This window comes from Lentzea sp. NPDC055074 (assembly GCF_053608005.1).
In genome coordinates this window covers 66444-78660 of sequence record NZ_JBSGUQ010000002.1, presented here as the reverse complement: position 1 = coordinate 78660, position 12217 = coordinate 66444, and the positions used below count along the sequence as shown (strand labels likewise).

Here is a 12217-nt window from a genome sequence, read left to right as displayed (position 1 = left end):
AGCATCTTGCAGATGTCCTGGTCTGATTCCAGATCAGCGTGCGATCCGACAGTTCGCCGCGAAATTTCTTGGCCCCGGTCGACATGACTTAGCGACGAAAGAGTGAATCGAGTCGACTGTCCCTCTATACCAGGTTCGAGCTATCCAATAGCGCATGAGCGTTGTTCACCCCCATGGGGTTGATGGAGACATCAGCTTCATGGGGTTTTGCTTGTACCGGACTTGCAGGTCTATCGCCTCGTACAGCTCTTCCAGTCTCGTCGGTGCGTGACCTCGCACCGACGAGCTGACGTCTCCTGTCGAGTCGATCGCCGCGTGGATCTCCGCGACGTCCACTTCCACCGGTGCTGGGACGTTGTCCAGGGCCGCTCGTGACGCGAGCCTCTCGGTCTGCGCCTCGTTGATCGGCTCGACCAGCGCCGCAGGGTCCACGCCGGCCACGATGGCGTTCTGGAACCTGGTCAGCTTGGCTTCCGCCTCAGCGAGCCGCTTCTTCGCAGCATCACGACCAATCTGAATGACCGGCTCTTGCGAGTGCATCAACGCGGCGACGGTCCGATCACGGTTCTTCCGATCGAAGACGTGCCCAGCCAGCCGTCAACGGAATCCTGAAGGGCGTCCTCACTCAAACAGACCGCGCCAGGATGTGACTCGAGCACAGGAGATCCCGGAGCCAATGTGCGCGCCGGGCACCGCTACCACATCGCTTTCTTGCGCGGGCTGCCCTCCATCTTCCGCCCGCAGATGTCACACCGGATGCGACCGCGGAACAGGTAGCGGTGTTCGCCCGCCCGGCCCGCTCCGCCTTCCGCGCCGCCCTTCGACTTCCGCAGAAGCTGAGCCGCCGTGAAGTCCTCAACCTCCACGATCTTCGGACCGCGCCCGTACCGCGGACCCGCTCACCGTCGACCCACTGATCGCATTCCCCCACCCGCCCAACGCCCACAGGGTCGACCAGTGCCGCGGCAGGGGGTTCAGAACGCGGTTGCCGGGCTTTCAGCAGGCCATGGGCAGACAGAGCCAGACCCATCGCGCCGCAGACGCCCCACCAGACGCAACCACGAACGCGCCACACACCGACGACCAAGGAAATTCCAGCTGAGCCGCCCACGGCACAACGTCCGCTCATGCCGCTGATCGCGTGTCGAGCGAAGACGCGCTCATGTCGACAGGCGGTTGCAAGACGGTGCAGATCGGTGAGCAGCATTCGGACCCCTGGTGTCGACAGCTGCCCACCGTCGCGAGCACTCCGCTGGCTTGGCTCGAACCGGAAACGCCTGCTGCAGAACGAATTCAGCAGTGGGTCGTCATCTACTCACGTGTGTCGGGCGGTCCAGGCGGGCGGAAAGCACGGCGGACCGTCTCGGCGAGTGCTTGGCGGCGGCGCTGGTGGTCGGCTTCCTGGTCGCTTGTCGTCGCGGCGTAGAACAGGCTGGCCGGCGACCAGGTGAGTGCCATCATCGACACCATCGCCAGGACGTCCGCGGGCTCGAGCGCCGGGTCGATGTGGCCGGCGCGCTGGGCGTCGGCGATGGCTGTCAGCTTCTGCGCGGTCTCCTCGGGCATGGTGACCAGTTCGCCGGCGGGTACGCGTTCCAGCCTCGCCCAGGTGGCCAGCCTGACCAGGTTCGGCTTGGTCAGGCAGGTGTCGTAGATGCCGACCGCGTAGGCCGGTAGGTCATGCGCGGTCATCGGCACGGCGTTGACGATCTCGTTGGCGTGTTCCTGAAAGACGGTGTCGAACAGGCGGTCCTTGTCGCCGAAGTACGCATACAGCTGCGCCTTGTTGGCCTTGGCATTGGCTGAGATCCGGTCGACGCGGGCACCCGCGATGCCGTACCTCGCGAACTCCTCGGCCGCAGCCTCCAGCAACCGGCGGCGCGTGGCGTGTCCATCCTTCACGTCTGCAGTGTAACTAACCAGTTTGTTTGACAGTGCTCCGGCCGGTGGCTAGCGTGAGATCGTAAGCAACTAACTAGTTTGTTTTAATGCTGGAAGGGACGTGCGAAACGTGAAGGTCCAGGCGTATGCGGCACACGAGGCCGGCGGTCCGTTGCGACCGCATGAGTACGAGGCCGGACAGCCCGGACCCAACGAGGTCGACGTCCGCGTGACGCACGGCGGGATCTGCCACACCGACATCGGGATCATCGACAACGAGTGGGGAATCTCGCGATACCCGGTCGTAGCCGGGCATGAAGCGGTGGGTGTGGTGGAGGCCGTCGGTGACGCGGTCGACCAGGCCGTCCTGTCCGTCGGGCAACGGGTCGGCGTCGGTGCCATCGCCGGATCCTGCTTCCGCTGCGAGTGGTGCGTCAGCGGCCGGACCAACCTGTGTCCCCACAGGGACGACACCGTCCTGCGTGGCGACCGCGGTGGATTCGCCAGCCACGTCCGCGCGAGCGACTGGCGACACGTGCACCCGATCCCCGACGCGATCCGGTCCGAGCACGCGGCACCGCTGCTCTGCGCCGGGACGACGGTGTTCTCGCCGCTCCTGGTCCACAACGTCCTGCCGACACACCGAGTCGCCGTGGTCGGCATCGGCGGCCTCGGTCACCTGGCCATCCAGTTCCTCGCGAAGTGGGGATGCGCCGTCACCGCCATCTCGACAACCCCCGCCAAGCGTGCCGACGCGGAACGCTTGGGCGCCAAGGACTTCATCGTCTCCGGTGAGCCAGGGGCCCTGCAGAAGGCCGCCGGCACGTTCGACTTCGTCTTGTGCACTGTGTCCGCGGACCTGCCCTGGGACGACTACCTCGCCATCCTGCGACCAGAGGGCCGGCTGTGCCTCGTCGGCGTCCCGGAACAACCCATCACGGTCTCGCAGCTGAGCCTGATACCCGAGGCGAAGACGGTCGTCGGTGGCATCGTCGGGTCGGCAACGCAGACCCGACAGATGATCGAATTCGCCGTCCGCCACAACATCCGACCTACCGTGGAGACGTTCCCGGCGACGAACTTCGACCATGCGCTCGACCGCGTCCGCACGGGCCGCTCCCGCTACCGCACCGTCGTCGAGTTCTGACCAAGCCGCGGCCGGTGTTCGTGTTGGACGAGGAATCGGAACAACCGGAGCCGTAGTTCTGGAATCCGCAGTTCAGGGACCGGCAGGGAGTGTTTCGGCGGCGGCTGCTACTCGACAGCAGCCTCACAGTGACGATCGTGGAATCTGTGTGCCACACATCACCGTGGCCGCAGGTCGGAATCAGGTGAAGGGCGCCGAGGTTCCGGATGACATGACGACGATTGGCATCATCGGCAGTGGCAACATCGGAAGCACCGTGGCGCGGCTGGCGGTGGCCGCCGGGCACGACGTGGTGTTGAGCAACTCTCGTGGCCCGCACACCCTTCAGGACCTCGTGGCCGAGCTGGGGCCGAAGGCGCACGCCGCGACCCCCGCAGAGGCGGCCGCGGCCGGCGACGTCGTGGTGGTGACGGTGCCGCTGCGGGCGTACCGGGACGTCCCTGTGGAGCCGCTGACGGGCAAGGTGGTCATCGACACCAACAACTACTACCCGGACCGCGACGGCGTCTTCGACGAACTGGAGGACGGCTCCAGCACCACCGGTGAGCTGCTGCAGAAGCACCTGCCGGAAGCGCACGTCGTCAAGGGCTTCAACAACATCTGGGCCGGGCACCTGGGTGACCTGGCCCGTCCGGCGGGGAGCGCGGACCGGTCGGCGCTCCCCATCGCCGGTGACAACGAGGCCGCCAAGCAGGCGGTCACCGAGTTCTTCGACAGCCTCGGCTACGACACCGTGGACGCCGGACCGCTCGCCGAGAACTGGCGCACCCAGCGGGACACCCCGGTATACGTGACTCCCTACGGCGCTTACGGAGAACTCCCCGGCACCCAAGCGAGCACGCAGGTCGTCCGTGACGCACTCGCCGCGGCCAAGTGAGGGTCTGCGGGTCCATCCGGTGACGGCTCGCCCGTTCTCCTGGACGCTCACGGCGTCCTCCAGGTGATCGTTGTGCCGGAAATCTGGATGATTCCCGGCACATCGGTTGGACGGCGTCAGTTGAGCCTTCAGATGCCGACGGCGTCCAGGCCGCCTGAACGCGTGCGGCTCGGTGCCAGGTGTCATCAGCTCAGGCTGTCCTTGCCGCGCGCGAACACCTCCGTCGCGCCGGTGCTGGGCTGATGTTCTGAGTCAAGCGCCCCCTTTCCCACCGGGGACGGATCACCGGGCGGCACCGACACGTACGCCGCGTCGGTGCTTCAGAGCCGAGCGGTGCACGGCGAAGTGCTTACGCGACGCGGTTGGCCGCCCGTCCTTCCAGGCGCTTGCCCAGTACCGCGTCGGTAAGCCTCGAGCCTGGCAGCACTACGGGGATCTGACAGTCGATCGTCGAGCCACCGACCGATTTCAGGGCCGTTACGAGCTCGCAGCCGGCGATCGGCCACGTGATGCTGCGCGGCTACGGCTACGGTTTCGGATCGAATCCCACCGGTGCCAGCCCACCCTTGCGAGCGGTCGAGCAGGTGCTTCTCGAAGTCGATCAGTCCGTATTCGACGCGGCCCGCCGTCAGGGCACGCACTGCTTCCTGGTGGAGCGCTGTGGACTCCGTGCACTGCTCAGCATGCAGAGACGCCCCCAACACCTGGCGCTCGCAGTTCTGCGGCGCACCGGCGCAATTCTCGACCTCTACCGCCCCCGGCTCCCCCACCTCGATCTTCAGGCACGTCCACATCATGCCCAAACGACGTCGGCGCCCGTTTCCAACCACCCCTGACAGCCGGTTGGACCCTGGCGAGCACACGAACTCCCAGGCGGACTCAGCAACTCCGTGCAGCCAGGACAAGGCTGCTGTCGCCGCAACCGCAACCGCCCTTCTAAGGACATTTGTCTGCGCGGATGGCCGAGCTCGCTTGTGCGGGTGCTGTGGAGGTTCGCTTTCCGAACGGTCGGGCCCGTGTCAGAGGCGCTCGGCGCAGCCAACCGGCGCTGCGAGGCAGGGGTGAGCCTTGCGGCCCCGGTGCTCGCCACCGTCCACACCGCCTGCCGATCCGCGCGGACCGTCACCCGGTGCGTGTTTGCGTCCAGTCTGACCGGGAAGGCTGTCTCTGTGGTTCTTGCCACACCTTGAGGAGACGCGATTCCCATGGCAGATGAGTTGCACGGCCGGCGGGTCGCGATCCTGGTCACCGACGGTGTCGAGCAGGTCGGACTCACCCAGCCCCGCCAGGCAGTCGAGCAGGCCGGGCGCAGGCGAGGCCGCTGTCGACACACACCGGTGAGATTCAGTCGATGAACGCCGAGGTCGACAAGGGCGACACCGTCACCGTCGACCGATTGGTCTCCGACGTTCGGCAACGACTCCGACGCCCTGATCCTGCCCGACAGCACGGTCAACCCCGACCGGCTGCGGGTCAACTCCGACGCGATGGGTTCCGTACGGGAGTTCGTGGGCTCCGGTGAGCCGGTCGGCCCGCTGTGTCACGGGTCGTGGACATCAGCCGAGGCCGACTTGGTCCGCGGCAGCACGTTGACCTCTCCAAGATCGTCGAAGAATTCGCCGAAGGCCGCCAACGCGCCCCACCCAGCCCTGAACCGCACCGTCCACAGAGGAGAAAGAACATGAAGGCAGTGGTTTACAACGGTCCCTACGACGTCAGCGTCTCCGACGTTCCCGACGCACGTGTCGAGGGGCCCAACGACGTCCTGGTCAAGATCACGGCGACGAACATCTGCGGGTCGGACCTGCACATGTACGAAGGGCGCACCGATTTCGAGAAGGGCCGCATCTTCGGTCACGAGAACGTCGGCGAGGTCGGTGCCGGGGTCGACAAGGTCGCGGTCGGGGACATGGTCTCGGCGCCGTTCAACGTCTCCTGCGGGCATTGCCGCAACTGCGAGCACGGCCTGACCAACTACTGCCTGACCTCCAACGTGGAGGGTGTGGCCGGTGGCGCGTACGGGTTCGCCGACATGGGTGGCTGGGCCGGTGGGCAGGCCGAGTACCTGCGCGTCCCGTGGGGCGACTTCCAGTGCCTGCGCCTGCCCGAGGACGCCCGCGAGAAGCAGAACGACTACGTGATGCTCTCCGACATCTTCCCCACCGGCTGGCACGCCGTGGAGATGTCAGGGCTGAAAGCCGGCGAGACGATCGTGATCTACGGCGGCGGCCCGGTCGGGCTGATGGCCGCCCTCTCCGCCACGGTGAAGGGTGCGGCGAAGGTGATGGTCGTCGACCGCCACCCCGACCGGCTGCGTCTGGCCGAGGAGATCGGGGCGATCGCGATCGACGACTCGAAGAGTGATCCGGTCGAGCAGGTCATGGAACACACGAAGGGGGTCGGCGCCGACCGCGGTGCCGAGTGCGTCGGCTACCAGGCCCACGACCCCCAGGGCAACGAGGACAACGCGGCGACGCTGAACAAGTTGGTCTCCTCGGTGCGGTTCACCGGCGGGATCGGCACCGTCGGGGTGTTCGTCCCGCAGGACCCGGGCGGCCCGGACGAGCTGGCCCAGCAGGGCAAGGTCCGGTTCGACTTCGGCAACTTCTGGTTCAAGGGTCAGCAGATGGGCTGCGGGCAGGCCCCGGTCAAGCGCTACAACCGCCACCTGCGTGACCTCATCGCCGTCGGCAAGGTCACCCCGTCCTGGATCGTGTCCCACAACCTGCCCCTCGAGAAGGCCCCGGACGCCTACAAGCACTTCGACGCCCGCGAACACGGCTGGACCAAGGTCGTGCTCAACCCCGGCCAGGCCACCTGAGCTGGTCCCCGGCCTGGACAACCCGTTCGAGTAGGAGGCAAGAGCATGGCTGAACCGGTGACCGTCGGGCTCCTCGTCCGGTTCGAGGCGCTACCCGGACGAGAAGAGGACGTCGAGAACTTCCTGCAAGAGGGGCTCGGCATCGTGGAGCAGGAGCCCGACACGGTGCGGTGGTTCGCTCTCCGCTTCGGTCCCTCGTCCTTCGGAATCTACGACGCCTTTCCCGACGACTCCGGTCGCCAGACCCACCTCTCGGGCCAGGTCGCCAAAGCCCTCACCGAGAACATCGGCACCCTGTTCGGCCAGCCCAGCTTCGAACCCGTGGACGTGATCGCCGAGAAATCCCCGATCTGACACGCGGGCAGCCGGCGGGTCGCTGCGGCAGCCGACGGCGCTCGACCCGTGCGGGAGGTGTGACGTCGTAGCAACCAGGGCCGCGCCGCGGCTGACGCGCTGACGGGTGACGCTGGGCCTGCTCGGCACCCATGGACCACTGCCGAGTGGTCCGCCGACCTCACAAGCACTGCCCGACCTGCTCGAACACGAGACCGACGGTCGGCGACCGGAAGCATTCGCAGCTCGACGGCGGGGGCGACCGACCAGCCCCGAGAGGTTCCTGCAGGAACTCCTCGGTGACTGAGTTGCGACCCTCGCCGCCCGCCGCTGCGCGTGCCGAAACCGCATCCGCGCAGGTGAAGCAGGATGGCGGTTTCGCGCATGACTCCGTCGAAACGGCTCTTCGATCTATGGCGAGACGTTCGATCCAGCCGGGTTCGAGAGATCAAGGCCGTGGTCGCGGGGATACTTCGCCGGCGAGTGATCGGTGGGCCGCGGTGCTCGTTGTGAAGTCACTCGTACTCACCGCGAACCGCAGGTTGGCCCGATTCCAGATCGACTTTCGATCCAACAGTTCACTGTGAATGCTCTTGGCCTCAGCTGAGAGAAAAATTTGGGGACTCAAACCCCCTCGGACAAGGACATGTCGCAAATTTGCGACGTCTGCGTGGCAGGTGCTCAAGTCCGCTTGAGCACCTGTTCTGCGTTTCGGCGCTATTTCCGGGTGGCATCCGCTGACGGTTTCCTGCATCCGGCCCGTCGTCCCTGAGACCGCGTCAGGGAATGCGACGGGCGCGTCAGCCCGTGCCGTTGGTCAGCCGCTCCCGCTCATCGTCGTCCCGGCGTCACGACCGGCCCCGGCAGACGAACGTTCTGCACCGGAGGGCCGCCATCGACCACCGCGGCCGAGTCGCCGCATCACGGCCACACCAGAATCAGACGCGGCCACCCGTCTGAGCGTCCGCGAACACGACGGCCTCTTGGTCGTCACCGCTGACCCGCACGGCGTCTTCAAGCTAGCTCTCGCCTGCAGAAATGCCTGCCGCGTCGTGACCCGTTGACGCCGTGGCCGGCGAACAGTTCGCGGGCCGCGGTCATGCTGCGGTCGCGCTTGGCGTGCTTGGCCGCTCGCGGCGCCCGATCGCCATGTGACCGCTTCGCATGGCCCTCCCTTGACAACAATTCTGAGTACCCTCATAGTTGAGCGCACTCAGTTCGAGCGCGTGGGGCGAGGCCCCAGATGTCGAGCCGTGGTGGCTGACCTGGCCTCATGCCTGGATGAATCGGATGAAGACAAGGAGTGCCCCGTGCGAGCGTTCGTCGTCGCCAAGTACAAGGAGCCGCTGCAGGAGGCGGACGTCCCCGAGCCCACCGTGGGAGAGCACGACGTGCTCGTGCAGGTGGAGGCCGCCGGGCTGAACCGGCTGGATGAGAAGATCCGCGCCGGCGAGTTCAAGCAGATCCTGCCCTACGAGCTGCCGCTGATCCTGGGCAACGACGTCGCGGGCACCGTCATCGGCGTCGGGACGGCGGTTCGCGGCTTCAGGCCCGGAGACGAGGTCTACGGCCGGCCCGACCAGGGGCGCATCGGCACGTTCGCCGAGCGCATCGCCGTCGCGGAGGGCGACCTGGCTCTCAAGCCCGCCTCGATCAGCATGGACGAGGCCGGCTCGTTGCCGCTGGCGGCCCTCACGGCGTGGCAGGCGCTGGTGGAGCGCGGGAAGGTGCGGCCAGGGCAGAAGGTTCTCATCCACGCCGGCGCCGGCGGCGTCGGTTCGATCGCGATCCAGCTCGCCGCACACCTCGGCGCGAGCGTAGCCACGACCGCCAGCGGTTCCAACGCGGACTTCGTGCGCGCGCTCGGTGCGGACACAGTGATCGACTACCGCACCCAGGACTTCGAGCAGCTCCTGACCGGCTACGACCTGGTGCTGGACAGCCTCGGTGGGGAGACTCTCGAGAAGTCCCTGCGGGTGCTCGAGCCCGGCGGCAAAGCCATCGGGATCGCCGGTCCCCCGGACCCCGCGTTCGCCCGCGAGGCCGGCCTGAACCCGCTGCTGCGCCTGGCGGTCGCAGGCATGAGCGCCAAGATCCGCAGACAGGCCAAGAAGCTCGGCGTGACGTATGAGTTCCTGTTCATGCGCGCCAGCGGCGACCACCTCCGCCAGATCACCACCCTCGTCGACGAGGGCGTGGTGCGTCCGGTCGTGGGAAAGGTGGTCGGCTTCGACCAGACCCCGCAGGCGCTGCAGTCCCTGTCCCGGGGTGGCATCCGAGGTAAGGCCGTCATCGGCAACAGCTGAACCGCCGCAACCGCGACAGGCGACACGAAACACACAGCGACACAGAACACGCAGGAGAATCCGCCATGAGCAGCGCCAACACCCCTGAAGAAGCCGTTATCACCTCCTACGCGAAGGCCCCGGCCCGCACCGTCAGCGCCGGTGGCGTCACCTATGCCTACCGCGAGCTGGGCCCGAAGGGCGGTGTCCCCGTCGTCTTCTTCGTCCACCTCGCCGCGACCCTGGACAACTGGGACCCCCGCATCGTCGACCCCGTCGCGAAGGGCCGTCACGTCATCGCCTTCGACAACCGGGGTGTGGGGGCGTCCACCGGTCAGGTGCCGGACAGTGTCGAGGCGATGGCCGACGACGCCTACACCTTCATCAAGGCGCTCGGGTACGACAAGATCGACGTCTTCTCCTTCTCCCTCGGCGGCATGGTCGCCCAGGCCCTGGTGGTGAAGCACCCCGAGCTCGTCCGCAAGCTGGTCCTCACCGGCACCGGCCCCAAGGGCGGCAAGGACATGGACAAGGTCGCCGGAGTCACCTACTGGGACATCCTGCGCGCCACCTTGACCCGTTCGGACCCCAAGGAGTTCCTGTTCTTCAACCGCAACGCCACCGGAAAGGCTGCCGGACGCGCGTTCGTCAACCGGCTCAAGGAGCGCACCGCCGACCGCGACGCGGAGATCAAGACCAAGGCGTTCCAGACGCAGCTGAAGGCGATCAAGAAGTGGGGGCGCTCCGCCCCCGACGACCTGTCGTCGGTCACGCAGCCCACCCTGATCGCCAACGGCGACAACGACCGCATGGTGCCGTCGGTCCTGTCGGAGGACCTGCACCGGCGCATCAAGGACAGCGAGCTGATCATCTACCCCGACTCCGGGCACGGCGGCATCTTCCAGTACCACCGGGAGTTCGCCCCCGTAGCGGTCGAGTTCCTGGCCCGATGACCACCACCTGACAAGGAAAAGGGCAACACCGTGAGCACGTCACATGCCGTCGCGCCCGTGCTGTGCAAGGCCGGGTAAAGCGCCTCGATCGGGCCGCTCAGTGCCGCCTTGGCCCCCTTGGTCAACTCGTCGGCCAGGACGTCGTGTTCTCCGGCCTCGACGGCGTCGTAGACCGTCGTCACCAGCTGCGTCGGCAGCATCTCTCGGGCCAGCCGGCAACGGACTGCACGTCGACGAGGACTGCCCCTTCCTGGCGACGAGTACCGGCGCGAAGGCGCGGCGAGGAAGACCGGCCAGAAGAAGTTCGTCGCCACGTTCGCCCGGATGTCCGCCTCGGTGACGACAGCAGGCTCGCGCTCGGCGGGATGGCACCCGCGTTGTCGACGAGCACGGTGACATCGCCGCAGCGGCGATCGACGCGCGGTCGGTGACGTCAAGGATCAGCGGGACGATGCGTGCATCGTCCCAGGCGGGAAACGCGGCGGTAGCGTACGCCTTGGCGGCGCCGCGTGTGCCAGGGCGTCGTGGACCAATGGGAGAATGAGCGGAGCCACATTCGAGCTCACACGGTATTGAGCACAATCAGAACTGATTACAGCCAGAATCCACGCCTGGAGGACACCGTCATGCCTGTCGGACGGCGCGAGCGGAACAAGCAGGAGAAGCTCGACCGCATTGTCGATGCCGCCAGTGAGCTGTTCGCCGAGCACGGCGTCGATGAGGTCACGACCCAGCAGATCGCGGACAAGGCCGACATCGGCACCGGGACCTTGTTCCTCTACGCCAAGACCAAGGGCGAACTCCTCCTGCTCGTGCAGAACGCCAAGTACGCCGAAGCGCTCGCGCAGGGCCGGGCGGACGCCGAGACCGTCCCAGGCGTGCTGGACGCGGTGATGGCGATCGTCCGGCCGATCGTCGAGTGCAACCGCACCCAGATCGACAACGGACGCACTTACCTGCGAGAGATGGTCTTCGGCGACCCCGAGGAGCCCCAGCACAGCGCAGCACTCGCCATCATCGTGCAGACCGAGGAGGCCGTCGCCGCCGTTCTGCGCCGAGACGAGCGGGTCGCAGAGGGCGACGCCGCGAGGCTGGCACACATCGTGTCCGCCGTGATGTTCCTCAGCATGGCGGCGAGCGTGAACATCGCCTTGAGCGTCGAGGAGATCGTGCAGGACATCCGCGAACAGGTCGACGCCCTGCTGTCTCGCTGAAGCGCGGTCCACGGCCTCGCGGAACTGATCGCCACAAAACGCACGCTCGTACTCTTCCACGACCACCGCCGCGACACCGTCGATCAGCTCATACGACACGGCACGCTGCCACCCACGAGGCGTCTGCACATCCTGAAAGTGCTCGTCGACATCCGGCCGTAGAACGCACAGCGCAGACCAGGCTCCCCAAGGCGGTGCCGCCGGACGGCGACGCCAGGTCAACGCGGCAACCAGTTCGGTCTGCGCGTCCTGCCGGAACTCGTCCGGGCCGGCGAAGAAGCCGCCGCCTTCGACGATGGCCGGCGCGGCGCCGTTGTTCTGTGATCTGGCCGCATGGCACTTGATGTGTTTTTCGTGACCTGTGGCACGACGAACGCACCCACGCGCCACGGATGTGGTCCATCGACCGCGTCCACCCCGGCACGCACGGACACGCCGGCATCGCCCACAGCTTCGCCGAGCTCATCCTCGGCCGCGCCCGCTCCCCCTGGACCCCGGCCGGACCGGCGGTGACCGCGGCGCAACGACTGGCCGAGATCCGCTCGCTCCGCACCATCCTGCGAACCGACCGCGGCCCACCCAACTCCCCGGCGCACCGCGGAACCTCACCCAGACCGGCGCACAACACTGATCGGTTGATCCACAAGTACGAGCCCCACGAGGCACACGAGCTGCGGGCGATCGCCGCGCTCCACGAGTGCGACGC

At 67.0% G+C, this 12217-nt stretch carries 12 protein-coding genes; 9 read left to right on the top strand and 3 right to left on the bottom strand.

All coding sequences use genetic code 11. The features are described from left to right. Positions 1–165: 165 nt before the first annotated feature. The 3 genes from ACWF7A_RS04345 to ACWF7A_RS04335 form a co-directional block, all read right to left on the bottom strand. A complete protein-coding gene (locus ACWF7A_RS04345) occupies positions 166–540 on the bottom strand; it encodes a hypothetical protein (RefSeq protein ID WP_452248988.1) in 375 nt (124 codons plus the stop codon). Between the two features lie 155 nt (positions 541–695). Then, the gene (locus tag ACWF7A_RS04340) at positions 696–866 is read right to left on the bottom strand and encodes a hypothetical protein (RefSeq protein ID WP_452248987.1); all 171 of its coding nucleotides are present in this window, start codon (positions 864–866) and stop codon (positions 696–698) included. Positions 867–1311: 445 nt separating this feature from the next. After that, entirely contained in the window at positions 1312–1902 is a 591-nt protein-coding gene (locus tag ACWF7A_RS04335) for a TetR family transcriptional regulator (protein WP_452248986.1), read from the bottom strand. A 109-nt stretch (positions 1903–2011) separates the two neighbouring features. On the opposite strand from ACWF7A_RS04335, the gene ACWF7A_RS04330 reads away from it, so the two are divergent. The 9 genes from ACWF7A_RS04330 to ACWF7A_RS04290 all read left to right on the top strand — a co-directional run bounded on the left by ACWF7A_RS04330 (position 2012) and on the right by ACWF7A_RS04290 (position 11511). Then, positions 2012–3028, top strand: a complete 1017-nt coding sequence (locus ACWF7A_RS04330) for an NAD(P)-dependent alcohol dehydrogenase (protein WP_452248985.1) — start codon at positions 2012–2014, stop codon at positions 3026–3028. A gap of 211 nt (positions 3029–3239) precedes the next feature. Further along, on the top strand, positions 3240–3905 hold the full coding sequence (locus tag ACWF7A_RS04325) for an NADPH-dependent F420 reductase (RefSeq protein WP_452248984.1): 666 nt from the start codon (positions 3240–3242) through the stop codon (positions 3903–3905). Positions 3906–4411: 506 nt separating this feature from the next. Further along, entirely contained in the window at positions 4412–4741 is a 330-nt protein-coding gene (locus tag ACWF7A_RS04320) for a hypothetical protein (RefSeq protein WP_452248983.1), read from the top strand. Positions 4742–5335: 594 nt separating this feature from the next. Further along, positions 5336–5590, top strand: coding sequence for a DJ-1/PfpI family protein (locus ACWF7A_RS04315; protein ID WP_452249558.1), 255 nt, complete (start codon positions 5336–5338; stop codon positions 5588–5590). Continuing rightward, positions 5587–6726 carry a glutathione-independent formaldehyde dehydrogenase gene (locus ACWF7A_RS04310; RefSeq protein ID WP_452248982.1) on the top strand — a complete coding sequence of 380 codons (1140 nt, stop codon included), beginning with the start codon at positions 5587–5589 and terminating at the stop codon, positions 6724–6726. Before ACWF7A_RS04315 ends, ACWF7A_RS04310 begins: the two co-directional genes overlap by 4 nt. Before the next feature lie 45 nt (positions 6727–6771). Continuing rightward, positions 6772–7080 (top strand): putative quinol monooxygenase, encoded by a 309-nt coding sequence (locus ACWF7A_RS04305; RefSeq protein WP_452248981.1) that lies wholly within the window; start codon positions 6772–6774, stop codon positions 7078–7080. A 1289-nt stretch (positions 7081–8369) separates the two neighbouring features. Continuing rightward, entirely contained in the window at positions 8370–9365 is a 996-nt protein-coding gene (locus ACWF7A_RS04300; RefSeq protein ID WP_452248980.1) for an NADP-dependent oxidoreductase, read from the top strand. Positions 9366–9430: 65 nt separating this feature from the next. Next, positions 9431–10297 carry an alpha/beta fold hydrolase gene (locus ACWF7A_RS04295; protein ID WP_452248979.1) on the top strand — a complete coding sequence of 289 codons (867 nt, stop codon included), beginning with the start codon at positions 9431–9433 and terminating at the stop codon, positions 10295–10297. Positions 10298–10923: 626 nt separating this feature from the next. Further along, positions 10924–11511, top strand: a complete 588-nt coding sequence (locus ACWF7A_RS04290; protein WP_452248978.1) for a TetR/AcrR family transcriptional regulator — start codon at positions 10924–10926, stop codon at positions 11509–11511. Positions 11512–12217: the final 706 nt, after the last annotated feature.

Coding starts and splice junctions, on each gene's coding strand:
- ACWF7A_RS04295 (WP_452248979.1), top strand. CDS start 9,431: ATGAGCAGCGCCAACACCCCTGAAGAAGCCGTTATCACCTCCTACGCG.
- ACWF7A_RS04310 (WP_452248982.1), top strand. CDS start 5,587: ATGAAGGCAGTGGTTTACAACGGTCCCTACGACGTCAGCGTCTCCGAC.
- ACWF7A_RS04345 (WP_452248988.1), bottom strand. CDS start 540: ATGCACTCGCAAGAGCCGGTCATTCAGATTGGTCGTGATGCTGCGAAG.
- ACWF7A_RS04305 (WP_452248981.1), top strand. CDS start 6,772: ATGGCTGAACCGGTGACCGTCGGGCTCCTCGTCCGGTTCGAGGCGCTA.
- ACWF7A_RS04290 (WP_452248978.1), top strand. CDS start 10,924: ATGCCTGTCGGACGGCGCGAGCGGAACAAGCAGGAGAAGCTCGACCGC.
- ACWF7A_RS04325 (WP_452248984.1), top strand. CDS start 3,240: ATGACGACGATTGGCATCATCGGCAGTGGCAACATCGGAAGCACCGTG.